General features: G+C 60.5%; 17 protein-coding genes. 6 read left to right on the forward strand and 11 right to left on the reverse strand.

Features of this window, described 5'->3' with window-relative positions; translation table 11 throughout:
* Positions 1 to 182: 182 nt before the first annotated feature.
* Positions 183 to 1,364: a tRNA preQ1(34) S-adenosylmethionine ribosyltransferase-isomerase QueA gene (queA, locus tag NW857_RS01815; RefSeq protein WP_414333858.1), complete on the forward strand. Its 1,182-nt coding sequence runs from the start codon at positions 183 to 185 to the stop codon at positions 1,362 to 1,364.
* Here queA and NW857_RS01820 read toward each other — a convergent pair.
* The 4 genes from NW857_RS01820 to NW857_RS01835 form a co-directional block, all read right to left on the reverse strand.
* Entirely contained in the window at positions 1,316 to 2,137 is an 822-nt protein-coding gene (locus NW857_RS01820; RefSeq protein WP_414367808.1) for an HAD family hydrolase, read from the reverse strand. The genes queA and NW857_RS01820 overlap by 49 nt on opposite strands.
* Positions 2,138 to 2,248: 111 nt before the next feature.
* On the reverse strand, positions 2,249 to 2,518 hold the full coding sequence (locus NW857_RS01825; protein WP_414333861.1) for a hypothetical protein: 270 nt from the start codon (positions 2,516 to 2,518) through the stop codon (positions 2,249 to 2,251).
* Between the two features lie 12 nt (positions 2,519 to 2,530).
* A complete protein-coding gene (fabF, locus tag NW857_RS01830) occupies positions 2,531 to 3,811 on the reverse strand; it encodes a beta-ketoacyl-ACP synthase II (protein WP_414336660.1) in 1,281 nt (426 codons plus the stop codon).
* 33 nt (positions 3,812 to 3,844) lie between these two features.
* Positions 3,845 to 4,090 (reverse strand): acyl carrier protein, encoded by a 246-nt coding sequence (locus tag NW857_RS01835; RefSeq protein WP_041436540.1) that lies wholly within the window; start codon positions 4,088 to 4,090, stop codon positions 3,845 to 3,847.
* Positions 4,091 to 4,300: 210 nt separating this feature from the next.
* Between NW857_RS01835 and rpsF the strand changes: the two genes are divergently transcribed.
* From rpsF to NW857_RS01855, 4 genes are all read left to right on the forward strand, one after another.
* Positions 4,301 to 4,591 carry a 30S ribosomal protein S6 gene (rpsF, locus tag NW857_RS01840; RefSeq protein WP_414333865.1) on the forward strand — a complete coding sequence of 97 codons (291 nt, stop codon included), beginning with the start codon at positions 4,301 to 4,303 and terminating at the stop codon, positions 4,589 to 4,591.
* A 74-nt stretch (positions 4,592 to 4,665) separates the two neighbouring features.
* On the forward strand, positions 4,666 to 5,064 hold the full coding sequence (locus tag NW857_RS01845; RefSeq protein WP_414336663.1) for a single-stranded DNA-binding protein: 399 nt from the start codon (positions 4,666 to 4,668) through the stop codon (positions 5,062 to 5,064).
* Positions 5,065 to 5,082: 18 nt separating this feature from the next.
* Positions 5,083 to 5,775, forward strand: coding sequence for a M14 family zinc carboxypeptidase (locus NW857_RS01850; RefSeq protein ID WP_414333868.1), 693 nt, complete (start codon positions 5,083 to 5,085; stop codon positions 5,773 to 5,775).
* Between the two features lie 183 nt (positions 5,776 to 5,958).
* Entirely contained in the window at positions 5,959 to 6,492 is a 534-nt protein-coding gene (locus tag NW857_RS01855; protein WP_414333870.1) for a universal stress protein, read from the forward strand.
* 26 nt (positions 6,493 to 6,518) lie between these two features.
* On the opposite strand, the gene NW857_RS01860 is transcribed toward NW857_RS01855, so the two are convergent.
* From NW857_RS01860 to purM, 5 genes are all read right to left on the reverse strand, one after another.
* Positions 6,519 to 7,904: a DUF4340 domain-containing protein gene (locus NW857_RS01860; RefSeq protein ID WP_414333872.1), complete on the reverse strand. Its 1,386-nt coding sequence runs from the start codon at positions 7,902 to 7,904 to the stop codon at positions 6,519 to 6,521.
* 18 nt (positions 7,905 to 7,922) lie between these two features.
* Entirely contained in the window at positions 7,923 to 9,494 is a 1,572-nt protein-coding gene (locus tag NW857_RS01865) for a GldG family protein (protein WP_414333874.1), read from the reverse strand.
* Positions 9,495 to 9,515: 21 nt separating this feature from the next.
* The gene (locus tag NW857_RS01870; RefSeq protein ID WP_414333876.1) at positions 9,516 to 10,301 is read right to left on the reverse strand and encodes an ABC transporter permease; all 786 of its coding nucleotides are present in this window, start codon (positions 10,299 to 10,301) and stop codon (positions 9,516 to 9,518) included.
* A complete protein-coding gene (locus NW857_RS01875; protein WP_414333877.1) occupies positions 10,298 to 11,332 on the reverse strand; it encodes an ABC transporter ATP-binding protein in 1,035 nt (344 codons plus the stop codon). Before NW857_RS01875 ends, NW857_RS01870 begins: the two co-directional genes overlap by 4 nt.
* Before the next feature lie 205 nt (positions 11,333 to 11,537).
* Positions 11,538 to 12,593 carry a phosphoribosylformylglycinamidine cyclo-ligase gene (gene purM, locus NW857_RS01880; protein ID WP_414336670.1) on the reverse strand — a complete coding sequence of 352 codons (1,056 nt, stop codon included), beginning with the start codon at positions 12,591 to 12,593 and terminating at the stop codon, positions 11,538 to 11,540.
* 145 nt (positions 12,594 to 12,738) lie between these two features.
* On the opposite strand from purM, the gene NW857_RS01885 reads away from it, so the two are divergent.
* Entirely contained in the window at positions 12,739 to 13,842 is a 1,104-nt protein-coding gene (locus tag NW857_RS01885; protein ID WP_414336672.1) for a septal ring lytic transglycosylase RlpA family protein, read from the forward strand.
* Position 13,843: 1 nt separating this feature from the next.
* Here the strand turns inward: NW857_RS01885 and NW857_RS01890 are convergent, their stop codons facing one another.
* Complete coding sequence (locus NW857_RS01890; protein WP_414336674.1) at positions 13,844 to 14,842, reverse strand: response regulator; 999 nt, start codon at positions 14,840 to 14,842, stop codon at positions 13,844 to 13,846.
* The coding region (locus tag NW857_RS01895; protein WP_414367809.1) for a PAS domain S-box protein at positions 14,839 to 17,844 on the reverse strand (3,006 nt) is incomplete at its 5' end. The genes NW857_RS01895 and NW857_RS01890, both read right to left, overlap by 4 nt.

The raw sequence follows: 17,844 nt of genomic DNA on the forward strand, positions 1-17,844 counted from the left end.
CGCACGCTGAGACCTCTGTACAAACAAGTCTGTGAAGCGTGAAGCCCATACTCTATCTAAGTTGCGTTTACTCAACGAAGATGAGTGTCGGGAGTCGTTCACACGCCTCCCTTCTCCTAAAGGGTGGAGGCTTCCGGTTGGTGATCCCCAATCCTGTTGGATCTCGTTTTCGATCCATCTCCATGCCCGACTTTTCTGCGTCCGCTTCCCCCAACAAGGTCGAGCTGCCGCTTGGCGCCGGCGACAGAAAGCCTGATCCGGATCTGCTCACCGCTGCCTACGATTACACCCTTCCTCCCGACCGGATCGCGCAAACGCCGGCGGAGCCCAGGGATCAGGCGCGAATGCTGGTGGTGTACCCGGATCGGCACGAGCATCGCCGCTTCTGCGACCTGCCCGATTACCTGCGGCAGGGGGATCTGCTGGTTCTCAACGATACCAAGGTGATCCCGGCCCGCCTGTTCGGGGCTAAGGAGCCCTCCGGGGCGCGGGTCGAAGTGTTGCTGCTGGAGCCTCAGTTGGAAGGGATCCCGACCGTTGCGCAGCCTCTGCCTGACCGGGTGGGGTGGCGGGTTTTGGTCAGGCCGGGCAAACGGGTCAAGGTGGGGGATCGGATTCGTTTTTGGAGCAAGGAAGGATCCCCCGCTGGGCTGAGGGCCACCGTTTTGGCTTTGGATCCTGAGACCGGCGGGCGAGTTGTGCAGTTTGAGTGGGAGGGGGCGCGGCCTTTTGAGGCAATCCTGGAGCAGGTGGGCCGGATCCCGCTTCCTCCTTACATCAGAGCTGCGGGCTCAGCCCAGGTTCGCCCAGGAGATTACCAAACCCTCTGGGCCAAACATCCCGGCTCGGTGGCCGCCCCCACAGCAGGTCTACATTTTACCCAGGAGCTGCTGCAGAGGTTGGCCCAGAAAGGGATCCAAATCGCCTACATCACCCTGAACATCGGCCTGGGTACCTTCCGCCCGGTAGAAGCGGAGCGGGTGACCGAGCATCGCTTGCACAGCGAGTGGCTCAAGGTGTCGGCAGAGACGGTGGCCGCCATCCAAGAAACCCAGGCCCGAGGGGGGCGGATCATCGCGGTGGGAACCACCGTGGTGCGCTCTTTGGAAACGGCAGCAGCCTCTGGCGCTCTGCAGCCCTGGCAGGGGAAGAGCGATCTGTTCATCTACCCCGGCTACTCCTGGCGGGTGGTTCAGGGCCTGATCACCAATTTTCATCTGCCCCGCTCCAGCCTGATGATGCTGGTGGCTGCGCTGATCGGGCGGCAAAGGCTGCTGGATCTCTACCAAGAGGCCATCGACCAGGGATATCGCTTTTATTCCTTTGGGGATGGCATGCTGATCTTGCCTGCGGGGGATCCCTGAGAGCTTTTGCAGGAACTGGCCCCGCCAGCCGGGGTTGAAGGACGGTCTTGCCTGCCGGCAAACCAGTTCTGGATGCGATCCCACTCCACCTGGTGATAGCCATCTGCCGCCCAATTGGCCCGCCGCTGCAACAGGTGCAGAGGAAAGAAGGTGGCCAAAGCCAGCACCGGGATCCCTGCCGAACGGGCTGACTGGATGCCGGGATAGGTGGCCTCAATGCTCAAACACGCCTGAGCAGACAGCTCCATCCGCTGCAAAAGCAAACGGTGGCGCTGCCCTGGGGCCTCATCCCCTGTCACGCGGTAGGAGCCGGCCAGCCGAGTCAGGGCCGGGCAACGCGACTGGAAACGCTCCAGAAAAGCACTGAGCTCGGCTGTCGATTGGCCACACAGCAGGCCGACCTTCAGTTGCAGCCGCTCCAGTGTCTCCAGGGTTTCCGCCAAGCCGGGAATGAGAGACCATTCCGTGTGCCCCTCTAAAGCTTGTCGGTAGTACAGGGCCTTGCGTTTTAGCAGCTCTTCCAGTTGTTTGGGGTTGAGCACCCGCCCCTGCTCTCCCCACAAAGCCGGCAGTCGCTCGCGATCCGGTCGGCCCAGGTAGTGCAGCCGGTAAAGCTCCCGCTGGGATCCCGACTGGGGCCAGCGTTGCGTAGCAACAACAGTCCAGGGGCGCAGGTTCTCTTCCACCAGCAGTTGGTTGATGGCCTGCAGGTGCAGACCCTCGTCATCGGCCACCACCCCACTCCAGTTCAGGATCACCCCTTGCAGCGCCATACAGGCCCCATCACCTTCTGCCCACAACCGCAGCTCGGCTGCCGGATCTCCACTCCATCAAAACTCGTTGACCTACTCCCCCATGGCGGCGCTGCAGCGTTTGCGGCTTGTCTATCCGTTTTGAACGCGACGCTCAAACTCCTCGCGGGTAGTGTCCACCAATTGCACCGCCTCTGGATAAAGCTCAGGATGGCTTTGCTTCAGCCAACTGAGCACCCGCGCCAGTTGGGCTGCACAGAGATCCAAATCGGCTTGAAAAATAACCGCCGCCGCCATGTGCTGAGCATATTCGGGCGGGTGGCCTTGCTGCGCCAGCTCTGCCGTCAAAGCGGCCAAGGCCTGCTGACGAACCGACGGCGACACACTTTCGGGAGAAGACATAGACCGAGCTCTTCAATCGGGAGAGTAGCGGCGCAAGGCTAGAGTGACGTTGTGCCCGCCAAATCCGAAGGCATTGACCAAAGCAGACTCGATGGCCATCGGCCGCCCCTTGTGGGGCACAAAATCCAGCCCCGCGCACTCTGGATCGGGGTTGTCCAAGTTGAGGGTGGGGGGAACCCAGCCGTGGTGGATGGCCAGAGCTGTGGCTACTGTGGCAATGCCACCTGCTCCCCCCAACAGGTGGCCGGTCATGGATTTGGTGGCGCTGATGGCCAAGCGGGGGGCATGCTCCCCGAAGACCGACTGGATGGCCTGGACTTCAGCGATATCCCCCACAGGGGTGCTGGTGGCGTGGGCGTTGATGTATTGAACTTGTTGAGGCTGGATCCCGGCGTCCTTGAGGGCCAACCGCATCGCCCGGGCTGCCCCCTCGCCGCCGGGGGCGGGGTTGGTCATGTGATGGGCATCGCACGTGAGACCGTAGCCCACTATCTCGGCGTAGATCTTGGCACCGCGGGCGCGGGCGTGCTCCAATTCTTCCAGCAACAGGATCCCGGCCCCCTCTCCCATGACAAAACCATCCCGATCCCGGTCAAAGGGCCGGCAGGCTTGTTCGGGGGCGTCGTTGCGGGTGGAAAGGGCCTTCATGGCGCTAAATCCCGCCATCGACAAAGGGGTGACCGCTGCTTCCGTGCCGCCCGTAATCGCCACCTGCACTTCTCCCCTTTGGATAAGCCGAAAGGCATCGCCAATGGCATTGGAGCCGGAAGCACAGGCCGTAACCGTACAGGAATTGGGGCCTTTGGCGCCAAAGTGAATGGCCACGTGTCCCGCGGCCATGTTGGCAATCATCATCGGTACCATGAACGGGCTGCAGCGATCCGGCCCCTTGTGCAAGTAGATAGTCTGCTGCTCCTCCAAAACCCGGATGCCGCCGATGCCGGTACCCAAAATCACTCCCACCTGCTCGGCGTTGAGATCGGTGATGCGAAACTGGGCGTCCTCCAGCGCCTGTTGGGTGGCGGCCAAGGCCAGATGGACAAAGCGGTCGGTACGCTTGGCATCCTTGCGCTCCAAATAGTCGAGGGGATCAAATCCCTTCACCTCCCCGGCAATACGGCACTCGTGGCGGGAGGCATCGAAATGGGTGATCGGACCAATGCCGGAGCGCCCTGCCAGCAAGCTCTGCCAAAATTCGGCAGGGGAGTTGCCGATGGGGGTAACGGCGCCCAGCCCCGTAATCACAACGCGGCGGGTCGGCCTGAGAGCAGTGGCGGGATCCAGGGTAGCCATCGTCTGGTATCAGCCCAGAGGTATGGGGGCAGGTTAGGCAGCTTTCTTCGAGAGAATGTAGTTAACAGCATCTTGCACCGTAGCAATCCCTTCCGCATCTTCATCGGGGATCTCTAGGTCGAACTCCTCTTCAAAAGCCATGACCAGCTCCACCGTGTCGAGGCTGTCGGCTCCCAGGTCGTTCTGGAAATTGGCTTCCGGAGTCACTTTGTCGTCCTCTACGCCCAGTTGATCGGACACGATCTTGCGAACACGGCTGTAAACTTCGTCTGCGCTCATGCTTGGAATCCCAACTCTCGATTCAGCGTGTCTTGGCCAGGCCAACCGGCGGCCAATGAAGCAACCCTCATTGTATCGAACAACGGATCCCCTTGCTGCTGCAACCAGGGGATGTGGGGGTTGGGCCACGGCCTTTTCGGCGGTGAGAAGGAGAGGTTAGGATAGTTTACTGCATCTCTACAACTGGATTGTCAAGGAGACCTCGCTTCCATGCCCCGCGCTTACGAAACGATGCTGATTGTGCGTCCCGATGTGTCGGATGAACCCCTCGAACAACTGCTCAGCAGCCAGGAGGCGCTCCTGCGAGAGAACGGGGTGACCCAGGTGGAGATTACCAATAGGGGCAAGCGCCGCTTTGCCGGCTTTGAGATGAAAAAGTTCAAGGAGGGCCTGTACATCCAATTCAACTATGCGGCTGAACCGAGCGCGGTGGCCGCCTGGGAGAAAAATCTGCGCATCAACGAGAGCGTGCTGCGCTACATGACCCTCCGCGTCGGCTAGGTTTGACGGGATCCCCATCTGCGGGCATGATGGAAATGCTGGGATCTGCCCTTCGACCCCTGAATGGCCCTGTCATGAACTCGATTGTATTGATGGGCGAGGTTCTGTCCGAGCCGGAGCTACGCTACACTCCCGATAACTTGGCTGTTACGTCCTTGGTGATCGGCTTTCCCAGCCTGCGCCCGGATGAGCCACCCTATCGGGTGCGCGTTTCTTCTTTTGGGGAACTGGCCAAAAGGGTGGTGGACACTTGCCACGTGGGGGATCAGGTCACGGTGGAGGGCCAACTGCATATGAATGTGGTGGAGCGGGATGGGCGTAAGGAAAAGCTGGCCGAGATCACCGCGCGTCGCGTCCACCAACTGGGATCCGCCCAGGTTCTCTCTCTGACGGGGATGGGTGAGTTTGCAACGGTGGACTCCTCGGAAGGAGAGGGGGCTTCCCCACCGGAGCCGGACGATATCCCGTTCTAGCAGCGCCGGGGATCCCCCATGTTTGCGGAACTTGGCGCCGGATCCCCGCAAGTTATCGGCTACTCGCTGCAGGGGCGCCCCATTTACCTTTGCCGGCTCACCCAGGGGATCCGCTCCTTGCTGCTGGTCGGGGGAGTACACGGGGATGAGGTAGAAGGCTATGCCCTGATCGAGCGCTATGTGGCCTCTGGGAAATGGAGATCCTTGGAGGGCAGGGCAGCGCTTTGGGCGATCCCACGCCTGAACCCGGATGGCTGTGCCCTGGGGCAACGGCTCAACGCCAACGGCGTGGATCTCAACCGCAATCTGCCCACGCAAGATTGGATCCCGGCCTCTTTGGAAGCTCGCTATCCGCCGGGGCCAGCCCCAGGCTCCGAGCCCGAGACACAGGCGTTGTTGGCGAGTTTGGCCCAGATTCGGCCTCAGTTTATCCTCTCTGCCCACTCCTGCCAAAGCAATCCCTGCGTGAACTACAACGGCCCTGCCCTTGAGCTGGCCCAGGTGATGGCTGCTCACAATGGCCTGCCGGTAACCGACGACATTGGCTATCCCACCCCCGGCTCTTTGGGCACCTGGGCAGGGCAGGAACGGCGGATCCCCACCCTGACGCTGGAACTCCTGCGGGGCACTCCCCTCGACCAAGTCTGGCAGGAGCAAGCCGAGGCGCTGCAGGCGGTGCTGGAGTGGGCGGTTCAGGACGATGCGTTCTGACCTGTGTCAAGATCTCTGAACTTTCATTGCCAATCCGACAAGTCATCCGAGATGCCCGCGGTTTTCTCGCCCAGATCTTCTACAACACAGATAGATGGAGGTAAAGAAAAGAGGAACTTGGAGTCGAAACCGAAGTCAAGCCTTGTCTTTTGCCCATCTGTTGGCCATTTGGAGGAAGTCGGTATGTTCAGCAGGATTTTGGTGGCGGTGGATCGGTCGGAGCTGAGCCAGGGAGTGTTTCAAAAGGCCGTCCAACTGGCCAAGGCCATGCAGGCCGAGATGATGCTCCTCCATGTTTTGTCTCAGGAAGAGCCCGGTGCGCCGGAGCCGCCGATGATCCTAGGCGTAGATTACAGCTCCACCATCAGCGCCGAGCTGTGGCAGTCTTATCGAGAGCAGTGCGCCATCTTCGAGCAAAACCAGATCGACTATCTGCGCTCGCTGGTGGAGAAAGCCGCTGAGCAGGGAGTTCGCGCCGAGTACAGCCTCAACTACGGCAACCCCGGTCGGGTCATCTGCGATCTGGCCCGCTCTTGGCCGGCGGACTTGATTGTGGTAGGCCGCCGCGGCCATTCTGGCCTGAGCGAGCTGTTTTTGGGCAGCGTCAGCAACTACGTGCTCCACCGCGCCCCCTGCTCGGTGTTGACGATCCAGGGCGAGTCTCTCAAAAAAGCAGCGCCAGCCAAAGAAGAGACAACCACCGCCTCTGCCGGCTGAGATAAGGCCCGCCGGCCACCGCCTTCCTAGGAGCCCGCAGAGGATTCTGCCCCACTCTCCAGCAAGCGATTCACTTCGGTTTCCACGCTGTTGAAGGTGCTGAGGTCGATGACGGCAATGTCCGGCTGATAGCTGCTTCGTACGTAGGCGCGCAGACCGGCAGACGTCAAGCTCAACGTCAAGGGATCCCGACCGTCCTCGGTTTTGGGCTCAAAGGTCAGCTTCAGATCCGGCTCGGCCAGGGCTTTTTGGGCGTCGGGATCCGTCTCCGGCACGAACTCCTTGGCGCGGGCGGCGTTGAGGCTGGAGAAGAGAGAGCTGAGGTTGACCGGCTGGCCCGGTCGCTCTGGATTGTCCCAGCGCAGCTCCAGGGATCCCTTCTCCTGCGGCAGAGGGTTGAGGGTGAGCTGCTCCCCTTGAGACTCCAGGATGACTTGGCCCACCTGGTTGGGGTTGAGGCGGGCAAGGCGGTGATCCCGCAGCTCCTCGAAGTCGGAGCGGAGAATGTCGGCGGTGCTGGTGAGCAGGGCGGCCACCGCCGGGTGCTCCGAGGTGATGACATAGACTTGACCATCTTTTTCCGATCCCAAGGCCACCCTCAGGGTTTTGCCGTCCTTGAGCTCAACGGTTAGCTGAGCAGAAGGCTTCTCCAGACCATAAGGAGCCAGCTCCGCCTTGGTTTCAGCCGGGAACTCCACCGCCTGCAGGCGAGACAACGTATTGAGCAGACGGTCGACGTTGAGGTCATCAGCAGGCAGCGCCCTGGGCTCGACGATCTGCCAAGTATCTTCTTGCCGCTGCAAACGAACAACCTCTGGATCGGCCTCAGCCAACTGCACCTGCAGAGACTTCACTGCCGCCGTCTCGAAGCGCAGCAGAGTTTTGTCCCGCAAAGCCAAAAGGGAAGGCAGCAGGGATCCCTTCTGGGCGCTGGCCAAGAGCACCACCTCTCCCCCTGCTGGCCGGGCGTAGAAGCCGGAACTGTCGAAGTTGTCGTTGCCGATGTCCAGGCGGTAGGGATCCCCTTCTTGGGGGAAGAGGGCGATCTGGTGGCGCGGCTGATCAAGACCAAAAGCGGCCAGGTCGGTGGCCCCTTCCAGCGTGATTTGAGGCGTGAGGCGGGAGAAGGTGTTAAGAAGTTGCTCCACCGGGAAGTCCAGCGCCGCCGACTGGATGGGACGGATAATGCGCCAACGGGATCCCTCTTGAGGGGCGCGCTCCAAAAGGATCTCCTCCGGTTCCCCCTCTTGGCGGAGCTCAATGCGGGCAATGGTGTCGGGGGCAAAGTGAAAGAGCCGCGCCCGCTCCGCCTGCTGCTGCTGCCGCAGTTGCTGGAAGTTATCGAAGAGGAAATACCCCAGCAGAGCAGCCACCGCCAAACCCAAAAGAATCCAGGTGCTGCGCTTGAACATGCTTGTCCTCCTTCGGCTCTACCGTCTTTGCCACCAGAGCACAGCTCCCGATCCCAACGCCACAACCGGCAGGAGCACCGTCGATCCCAGCACCAGCCAGCGGAAGTTTTGGCCGGTCAGGGTGAGACGGCGATCGGTAATGGATTTGGGGCGAATGGAGATTTGTTCAGTTCGCTCGGTGAGCCAGTTAACCGTGTTGAGGAAAAGATCGCGGTTGCCCTGCTGCCTCAGGTTGCCGTCGAGGGCAAAGTTGACGTTGCCGATCACCACCAGGCGGGCCTCGGTCGGCGACTCCTGGGCTTCTGAGTTGTTCTGATCGCCTTTCACCTGCCGGGTCAGGGCTACGCCCAAGGTCAGGGGGCCGGGCTTGTCTTGATTTGGGTCAAATTGCACGGGGCCAGCTTCCAGGTTGGGGCTGGTCTCCCCCCAGCTCTGCGGGCCGGTGCGCAGCAGGGGTGTGGCCTGGATCCCTTCGCGGGCTTGGGTTTCCACCGAACGGGCCAGAGGAAAGAGGGTCATCAGCCGCTGCTCGGCCAAGGGGGCGGTGATGGGGTGATCCCCGTAGGTGGTAACTAGGGCAACTGCCGGCCCCGTGCCCAGGAGTTGGCTGACGCTACTCACCTCGATAAGGATGTCATCTCCCAAAACCACGCCCCACTCCTCCAGCAAGGGATCCAAGCCGGCATCCACCCGCGGCCCAATGAGCAGCAGCAGCCGCCCCCCTTTGGCCAGGTAGTCCTGCAGCTTCTCCACCTCGCCGGGGAAGAGAGCCCGCTGTGGCCCCGCCAACACCAAAACCTCTGCCTTGTCCGGGATCTCGGCCTGCACCAGGTTCAAAGGCTCCACCCGATAGCCCTCCTGGCCGAGGGCTGCCACCGCCTGAGCCAGCGTTGGGGTGCCTTCCCGCGCTTCTAGGCCCACTTCCCCATGCCCTTGCACGAAATAGGCCAGCAACTCCCCGCGGTTGACCACTTTAGACAAGACGGGGGTCAGCTTGCTCTCCAGGTCAGGGGCAGGGGGCTGCGGCAGTTGCTGCCGGCTTTCTCCGGCCTCCACCACCAGGGTGTTGTTTTGCGTCACCTGCAGCCGCTGAATGGTGAGGGGATCCCGATTGGGATCGACAAACGCAAACTGGAAGCGCTCGGGGTTGAGGCGGCGGTAGCGCTCCAGTTGTTCCCGCAGGTTGGGATCCGGCGCCGTGGTAACCACCCAGACTTTGACGGGTTGCGCCAATCCCTGCACCAGTTGCCGGGTTTGAGGCGACAGGGTAAACAGGCCCTCCTCGGTGAGATCCAGGCGCAGGTCGTAGCGCACCGCCACCACATTCACCAGCACCAGGATGACGGCCATCGCCGCCACCGCCACCAGGATGTTGGCGTTGGTCTGGGTGGAGCGCAGCCCCAAGAACAGGCTCACTTCCTGCCGGTGGGTGAGACCCCACACCACCACCAGGGCCAGGCCTACTGCCAGCAAGCTGAGGGGCACCGCCGTCCAGCCGGTGAGAGCGGATCCCACCAGCAGGCCGATGGCAATCACACCAAGGCCGAGGATCCCCGCCCAATCTGCCAACGCCCGCCAATCTTTTATCACCGCACACCTCCCAAGACAACCTTAGCTCTGCTGCCAGCGCAGGCTTTCTACCGATTGCACCGTGGCAAACAGCCCCAGCAGGATGATGCTGAGGAAAAGGACGACGCTACTGCTGCTGAGGATCCCTTGCACCCAGTTGCTATATTGCTGCAGCAAAGAAATATGCCTCAGGGTAGCGGCAATCCAGTTGTTCTCTTGGCCAGCCGCCGCGTCGATCACCCAGAGCAGCAGGATTAGCCCAAAGGTGGCCACCGCGGCAATGAGGGTGCTGTCCGTCAGGGAAGAGATGAACAACCCCAAGGCCATGACACTGCCCGCCAGCAGAGCAAGTCCCACATAGCCCACCAAGGTCAGGCGGTAGTCCACTGCTGGGTTGGCGCTGCTCAGCACCAGCACGTGGTAGACCAGCGGCGGCAACAGCAGCGTCATAAAAAACACCCAGACCGCCAGCCACTTGCCCAGGGCCACCTCCAAGTTGGTAATAGGGGAGGTGGCCAGCAGCTCCATGGTGCCCCGCCGCCGCTCCTCGGCGTAGGAGCTCATGGTAAAGATGGGCAATAAAAATAAGGAAAGCGTGCCCAAGAGGTTGAGAAACTGCTGCGACAGGATGGTGGCGGCATCAAAGGGGTTCTCTTGGCCAAACTGGGCAAAGAGATCCACCTGCTGGGAAAAGCTGATCACCCGCACCAAGATATTAAAGAAGAAAAACCCCGCCAGCCCCCAGAACACCGCCGCCACCACATAAGCAATGGGGGAGGTGAAGTAGCCGCGCAGTTCTTTACGAAAAATGGCCACTGCTCCGTTCATGCTGCTTCCTCCAATGCGCCCTCAGATCCCTCTTGGGTGGTGAGCTGCAGGAAAATCTCTTCCAAAGAAGCCTGGGGACGGCCGATCTCGTAGAGGGCGATCCCCGCCTGCACCAGGGCCCTGGCCACCTCCGGGATCCAGCCTAAGGACTCTGTCCCGCCGTCGCGAACAGCAGCAGCGTTGCTTTTAAGCTGCACCTGCCAGCGAGGGGGATCGGATCCCAGGGGCTGCAAACTCACCACTTCGACCTGGGGCAAATGCTGCAGGGCCGACCGAATGGCTGCTGCTTCAGGAGCGCCCACCACCAGCTTCGCCTGCTGCCGATCCTGAAGCTGGGCTGTCAGCTCGGCGGGCGTGCCGATGGCCGCCACCTGGCCGCGGTTGATGATCACCACCCGGTCGCAGGTCATGCTCACCTCCGGCAAGATGTGGGTGGAGAGGATGATGGTGTGCTCTCCCGCCAGGCTTTTGATGAGGTTGCGCACCTCGATGATCTGCTTGGGATCCAGCCCAATCGTGGGCTCGTCCAGGATGATCACCGGCGGGTCGTGCACCAGAGCCTGGGCCAGTCCCACCCGCTGCTTGTACCCCTTGGAGAGCTTGCGGATCAAGGTGTGGCGCTTGTCTTCCAGGCTGCAGCGGCGGATCACCTCGTCCACCCGCCTAGGCCGGTCGCCGGGGCTGACCCGCTTGATCTGGGCGACAAAGTGCAGGTAGGCCTCCACGGTCATATCGGGGTAGAGGGGCGGGTTTTCCGGCAAATAGCCGATGCGCTGCCGCACCGCCATCGAGTTTTCGTGGACATCAAACCCGGCCACCCGCGCCGTCCCCTCGCTGGCGGGCAGATACCCTGCCAAAATGCGCATGGAGGTGGTCTTGCCGGCGCCGTTGGGGCCCAAAAATCCCATGATCTCGCCGGCGTTGACCTGGAAAGAGATATCGCGAATGGCCGTAAAGCTGCCGTAGGTTTTGCTCAGATGCTCCACTTCGATGGCAGCCGTGGTTGCAGGAGCAGTGGATAAACCTATCATCGGCGGCTCCTAACCTAGAGGGTCAGCGTGAGTTGGCCAACAGCCTAAGTCTGTAGGTGTGTAAAGCGAGCAGCCCCTGTCTTGAAACAAACAGAGGTGGGGAGCGACAGAGGCGGCAGCGCTGAGGCCATCAGCAAACTTAGCACAGCGGCGGCGGGGATAAGCAAACGGCACCGGGATCTCCTCCCCCCTTTTGGTGGGGTGCTCAGGGGGCCAGGGATCCCCACGCTTCCAACCCCAAGACTCGGCTCTCCCCAGGACAGGGCGCCACCACCTCGCCAATAGGGAAGGCTTCCGGCAGCAGCGATCTCAGCAAATCTTCCGCCTCAGGGGGCACCACCAGCACATAGCCCACCCCCAGGTTAAAGGTGTTGAACATCTCCAAAGTCTCCACCTGGCCCTGCTCCTGCAGCCAGAGAAATTCCTGTGGGATGGGCCAACTGTGGGGCTCTAGTCGCGCCGCCTGGTCAGGAGCCAAACAGCGGGGCAAGTTTTCCGGGATGCCGCCGCCGGTGATGTGGGCCATGCCGTGGATGGGGATCCCTGCTGCTTGCAGCCTCTGCACCGCCTGCACGTAGATGCGGGTGGGGGTGAGAAACACCTCCGCCAAAGGCCGATCCCAACCAGAGGGCTGGTGATCCCAGCGCCAGCCCCGCTCGGCCACAATGCGTCGCACCAGGCTGAAGCCGTTGCTGTGCAGGCCGCTGCTGGGCAAGGCCCACAGCCGATCCCCAGCCTGCACCCGCGAGCCGTCGAGAATGTCCGCCCTCTCGACAATCCCGACACAAAATCCCGCCAGGTCGTACTTGCCGGGCGGATAAAACCCCGGCATCTCCGCCGTCTCTCCCCCCAGCAGTTGGCAGCCGGCCTCTTGGCAGCCCTCCAGAATGCCGTCGATCACCTGCCAGAGAGCTTCCGGCTCCAGCTTGCCGGTAGCCACGTAGTCCAGGAAAAACAGCGGCTTGGCTCCCACCGTCAGCACATCGTTGACACACATGGCCACCAGGTCGATGCCCACTCCGCGGTGCTGCCCCCACTGCTGGGCAATCTCCAGCTTGGTGCCCACCCCATCGGTACCGGCAACCAAAACCGGTGCCCGGTAGCCCGCCGGCAGCTCGAACAGGCCGGCAAAGCCGCCAATGCCCCCCAAGGTTCCTGAAGAACCTGAAAACGGGACTTTAGTTCGTTCAACGCGCTCCCGAACCCCCTTGACAAAGGCGCGGCCCAGATCGATGTCAACCCCTGCTGAGCGGTAGTCCAAGATGCCGAAAATCCTTGTGCTGACGGGACTTAGGCTTTTGCCCTCGACCGGGCAAGCTTGTCAACTTAGAAACCTATGGTACATTAACTTCTGTTTTACTGTCGCAGTGGATGTTGTACAGGAGTTTCGAGAGGAGCGCGGCCTCATGCGAAATTGGAAGCGGCTAGGACAGGGACTGGCTCCCGCCCGCCAAGTGGGCTTAGTCGGCTGTCTCTGTGTTACGGCTCTCAGCTTGCCGGCAGGCATGTTGGGCAGCCCGAACTCGCAGGCACAAGCCTCAACTCGCAGCGGATCTCCCAGTGCCAGAGCAACCCAGCCATCCCCCAAAGCCCACTCGCTCTCCCCGGCAACTGACCTTATCTCCCCTTCCCAACCCAACGCCCCCCTGCCGGCCAAACTCGGCACCTTGCACTCGCAGGACTCGGAGTCTCTCCTCCTATCTCGACAGGCGATCCCTTCGCGGCCGGCAGAAGAACCTACCCTCAAGATCGGCGAACAACAGCAGTCGTCCAGCCAGCCTGTCTCCACCCTCTACGACTACCAGATGGACGGTCGGCAGGTGGTCACTGTCTATGTGAAGGATTTGCCTATTGTCAGCTTTGTCGAGCAGCCTGGGCTGGAACCACCGCTGCTGCGGGCCAGCACCCTGGTGGCCCGGCTCAACCAAATGGCCCAGGGATCCCTGAAGGACACGACCATCGCCCTGGCTTGGGCAGAGCCCCAATCCGGGGATCCCCTCTACGCAGTTCAGGTCAACGGCGAGGAATTGCTGCGCATCGACGGGGGAGTGCTGCTGCCAAATCACCAACGCCCGGTGGATACGGCGGTTTTGGCTGCCAATCGTCTGCGCCGTCTGCTGCTGGATGCGCCCCCCATTTCGGCTCCGGCCCTACCTCAACCGGCTGCTCTCACCGCCAAGGCCACCGTTGTAGGCCCTAAGCCAGAAACAGCCGCTCAACCAAAACCTGCCCCTGTCCGTACCGTTGGGCCTGTGCAGGAAGGGATCGCCTCTTGGTATGACCTGCACCCCACCCGCCATGAGATGACGGCTGCCCACCCCACTCTGCCCTTCGGTACCGAGGTGCGGGTCACCAACCTGAGTAACGGGCGCCAGGCCGTCGTGCGCATCAACGATCGCGGCCCCTTCATCCCCGGTCGGATTATCGACCTTTCCCTGCGGGCGGCAGAGGCCCTGGGGATGGTGCGCTCTGGGCTGGCGCCGGTGCGGGTGGAAGTGGTGCAGCCCTAGGCTAGGGTACAGGCGAAAAGCGCTTGGAATCGGGGGAATAGCGCCAAGAAATGCCGTCGGGATCCCGGCTGCGGCTCCACTCCGGAAAACCGGTTTTGAATTTCCAGTAGGTGATGGCGGAGACCACTACCCCCAGCCGCTCCGCCAACTGAGTTTGGTTGAGGGGGCGCAGCGTCGCCCGCGGCACCGTAACCGCCTCCTGGGCAGCCGGCTCTTGAGGGGGCACGGGCAATGAGGCTGTGGCTGCAGTTGCCAGTGCCTCCCGTTCCAACGGACGACTGGGACTGGGCCGCAGCAGGCTGAACTGGCTCAATAGGCCGACGTTTTCCAGGTTCAGAAGATTTTCTAGGTTAGAGGTCTGATGGATTAGCTCCAGCTCACGGCGCAACTCATCCTCCAGCACTCGCAGATAGTGTTCCCGCTTTTGCTCCGACTCGGCATCCTTGAGCAGACCCAGGGCAAAGCTGAGGTTCGAGAGGGGCTCACTCAGATCTTGCAAGAACTTCTTGAACAGAGTGCCCTTCACATCCGTGAACTGCTGCAACTGCTGCAGTTTTTGCCGCAGTTCCTCGATTCTTTTCTCTTCCAGCTTGCGGCTCTCCAGGCTCTGCCGGTGGTTGTGCAGGGCAATTTCAATGGTGGTGTAAAGTTCCCGCTCTTTGAAAGGCTTGATGATGTAACCGAAAGGCCGGGTCTCTTTGACGCGGGAGAGCGTATCGTCATCGGCGTAGGCCGTCAGATGCACCACCGGAATGTTGAAGCGCTCGGTGATCCGCTTGGCGGCTTCGATGCCGTCGATATCCCCCTTCAAGACGATATCCATCAAGACTAAGTCCACCGACATCTCTTCCAGCCGTCGGATCGCTTCTTCGCCGGAGGAGGCGATGGCCGGCACCGCATAGCCAAATTTTTTCAGGACGTTGGCGATATCCTTGGCGATGATCTTCTCGTCTTCGACAACCAGAATGCTGCCTTTGGCAAGCATGGGAACTTTCTTCAAGGCTGGCTCCTCGGAAAGGTAATGATGAAAGTGGTACCCGATTTGTTTCTCAATTCTATCTTGCCCTGGAGCTGATCGGTGAGGGTTGCAACCAGTTGTAAACCCAGAGATTGAGTTTCCTTGAAGTCGAAATCGCGGGGCAAGCCGATGCCATTGTCAGAGACGCGCAACTGAGTATATTTGCGGGTTTGGCTAAAACAAACCTCTATCTCCCCGCTGCGACCTTTGGGGAAGGCATACTTGAGGCTGTTGGTGACCAGCTCGTTGATGATCAGGCCACACAAAACTGCATCGTCGAGGTTGAGGCGGATCCCTTCGGCGCGGATGCTGGCGCGAATGCTCTCGGGGTTCACTCCGTAGGAGTGAAAGAGGTTGGAGATCAAATTGTGTAAGTATTGCTTGAGATCCACAGCGGCCAGATTGTTGGATTGGTACAGGCCCTCGTGGATCAAAGACATCGCTTGAATGCGGCTGCCGGCATCCTTAAAAACGCGGGCGTACTTGCGGCTTTTGATTTGATCCGCCTGGAGCCGCAGCAGGCTGGAGATGATTTGTAGGTTGTTTTTGACGCGGTGGTGAATCTCCCGCAGCAGAATCTCTTTTTCCTGAAGGGCAGCCTGGATCTGCAGCTTCGCCTGTCTTTCTTCAGTAATATCTTCGCAAATGCCAATAACGAAGAGGTTTTTGCCTTCGGGATCCCGCACTGCCGAGACCGCCAGGCGGCACCAAACCACCTTGCCGCTGCGGTGGATGTAGCGTTTTTCTAGGTGGTAGTGATCTTGTTGGCCGTTCAAAACCTCCTGGAAAAGTTGCCAATCTTTGCCGATATCTTCCGGATGGGTGAGGTCGCAAAAACTCATGTGGGTCAGTTCGGCGGCGCTGTAGCCCAAGATCTCTTCCAGGGCGGGGTTTACCTTGAGGTAACGGCCCTGTCTATCGACGATGGAAATGCCCAGGGCCGACTGCTCGAAGATGCCCCGCAGGCTCAGCTCGCTTTGGCGCAGGGCCGCCTCCGCTTGTTTGCGCTCGGTAATGTCCAAAATTTGGCTGAGAAAGTAGCTGGGATCCCCTTGGGCGGTGCGCACCAGGGTGATGCGGAGAAGGGCGTAGACGATTTGCCCGTTCTTGTGGATGTAGCGCTGTTCCTGTTCGCAGTGGTGCACCTCGCCGGCCAGCAGGCGGTTACTGTTTTCCAAGGTGACGGCGATGTCGTCGGGATGGGTGATGTCGAGGACGGTTTTTCCCTTGAGATCCTCTAGGGTGTAGCCCAGGGTTTCGGTAAAGGCGGCGTTGATCTGCAAATAGGTGCCGTCCACCTGGGTCATGGCCTTGGCAATCGGGGACCACTCAAAAGATTGGCGGAAGCGTTCTTCACTTTCTTTGAGGGCGATTTCTGCCTCGACGCGGGCGCTGATGTCGATCACCTGGTTGAGAAACTGGGTGGGCTGCCCTTCCTCATCGCTGAGAAGCGTAGCCTGAAACAGGACATGGACGACCTGACCGGAACGATTGATGTAGCGAATCTGGCGCTGGCTGACAGAGACTTTCCCCACCAACAAAGCCTCATTGGCCCCCAGCAGTTGATTGACATCTTCCGGGTGGAGAATGTCCAGTTGTTGCCGATGTTTCAATTCTTCGGGAGTATGGCCGACAATCTGGGCAAAAGCCTCGTTGACCTGGATAAATCGCCCCTGCAAATCCACCAGGGCAATTCCATTGGGGGCCAGCTCAAAAATCTGCCGGAAATGGTTGGCACTCTGTTGCCAGGCTTGCTCTATACGACGACGTTCGGCTTCCAGTTGCTTGGACTCGGTGATGTCTTCGACGATCCCTGCCACTCGATAGATTTTGCCCTCTTTGTCGGCAATAGGAAAGGTGCGTTCCCGCAGCCAGAGGATGCAGCCATCGGGGCGGCAGAGGCGAAAAACCACATCGGTGGGTTGGCCCTGAAGTTGGGCTTGAAAAATGGTGGGGAACAGCCAGCGATCGTCAGGGTGAATGTGGCGCATCCAGGCCTGGGGATTGGCGTAGGCCTCTGCAGGGGAAAGGCCCCAAATGGTTTCACAGGCGGGGCTGACGTAAATCAGCTCTTTGCCGCAGAGCGTTGAAATCCAGAACAGTTGTTGCGTATTCTCCGCCAGTTGTAGAAAACGATGTTCGCTTTCTCTGCGGGCTTCTTCTAACTGTTGTTGTCGTTCTTTAAGCTGGCGGGATGCTGTGATATCAGTAACAAATCCTTCAAAATAGAGGGGATCCCCCTGCTCGTCGTACAGGGTGCGGGCATTTAAAGAAATCCAGATGACTTTGCCGTCTTTGCGGCAGACCTGGCGCTCTGCATCCACGACTTGACCTTCTCTCAGCATGTGCTGCAGGAACTCAGATCGCTGCTCTGGGTCGCTATAGATTTGGGTGCCGATATCGGAGACATTGCGCATCAAATCTTCCGGGGATTCGTAGCCGAAAATATGGGCCAGAGCTGGGTTGGCAGCCAGATATTTTCCCTCAGGGGTGGTTTGAAAAATGCCTTCGACGGCGTTCTCGAAGATCTGTTGGTAGCGGGCAGCGGTGCTGCGGCTGTGCTGCAGTTGCGCCCGAAGTTGCGCGAGGGCTTGTCGCTGCTCCTGGGCCTGGAGCAGGATGTGTCGCAGGCTGAGGGCGATGAGGTCGATCTGTCCCCGTTCGGGGAGGCTCAGTGGGCGGGGGCGCTCCCCCCGCAGGTGAAGTGTCGCCAGCGGCCTCCCGCCCTCATCCAGCAGGGGAAAGGCTTCCTGAAAAGGCCAAGATCCGCCGATGGGGTTGGGCGGCTCGTTGCCGGGGATCCGCTGGGGGTCGCGGTAGAGGATCCCTTTTGCAGGCGAGTCGGGATCGGATCCCGGCTGGACCAGTTCTAGATAGACCAAGGGGACGTTCAGCAGTTGCCCCAGCAATTGCAACAGCGGGTACAGCGCTGCAGCGGACTCCGTATTCAATTCTGTATTCAGTTCAGTTTGAAGGGACGGCTC

The sequence above is a fragment of the Synechococcus sp. H55.9 genome (assembly GCF_047462355.1).
In the GTDB taxonomy this organism is placed as follows: Bacteria; Cyanobacteriota; Cyanobacteriia; order Thermostichales; family Thermostichaceae; genus Thermostichus.

What these genes read in the sequence shown, in the direction of transcription:
- queA (WP_414333858.1), top strand. Translation starts at nt 183, where the DNA reads ATGCCCGACTTTTCTGCGTCCGCTTCCCCCAACAAGGTCGAGCTGCCG.
- NW857_RS01820 (WP_414367808.1), bottom strand. Translation starts at nt 2,137, where the DNA reads ATGGCGCTGCAAGGGGTGATCCTGAACTGGAGTGGGGTGGTGGCCGAT.
- NW857_RS01825 (WP_414333861.1), bottom strand. Translation starts at nt 2,518, where the DNA reads ATGTCTTCTCCCGAAAGTGTGTCGCCGTCGGTTCGTCAGCAGGCCTTG.
- fabF (WP_414336660.1), bottom strand. Translation starts at nt 3,811, where the DNA reads ATGGCTACCCTGGATCCCGCCACTGCTCTCAGGCCGACCCGCCGCGTT.
- NW857_RS01835 (WP_041436540.1), bottom strand. Translation starts at nt 4,090, where the DNA reads ATGAGCGCAGACGAAGTTTACAGCCGTGTTCGCAAGATCGTGTCCGAT.
- rpsF (WP_414333865.1), top strand. Translation starts at nt 4,301, where the DNA reads ATGCCCCGCGCTTACGAAACGATGCTGATTGTGCGTCCCGATGTGTCG.
- NW857_RS01845 (WP_414336663.1), top strand. Translation starts at nt 4,666, where the DNA reads ATGAACTCGATTGTATTGATGGGCGAGGTTCTGTCCGAGCCGGAGCTA.
- NW857_RS01850 (WP_414333868.1), top strand. Translation starts at nt 5,083, where the DNA reads ATGTTTGCGGAACTTGGCGCCGGATCCCCGCAAGTTATCGGCTACTCG.
- NW857_RS01855 (WP_414333870.1), top strand. Translation starts at nt 5,959, where the DNA reads ATGTTCAGCAGGATTTTGGTGGCGGTGGATCGGTCGGAGCTGAGCCAG.
- NW857_RS01860 (WP_414333872.1), bottom strand. Translation starts at nt 7,904, where the DNA reads ATGTTCAAGCGCAGCACCTGGATTCTTTTGGGTTTGGCGGTGGCTGCT.
- NW857_RS01870 (WP_414333876.1), bottom strand. Translation starts at nt 10,301, where the DNA reads ATGAACGGAGCAGTGGCCATTTTTCGTAAAGAACTGCGCGGCTACTTC.
- NW857_RS01875 (WP_414333877.1), bottom strand. Translation starts at nt 11,332, where the DNA reads ATGATAGGTTTATCCACTGCTCCTGCAACCACGGCTGCCATCGAAGTG.
- NW857_RS01885 (WP_414336672.1), top strand. Translation starts at nt 12,739, where the DNA reads ATGCGAAATTGGAAGCGGCTAGGACAGGGACTGGCTCCCGCCCGCCAA.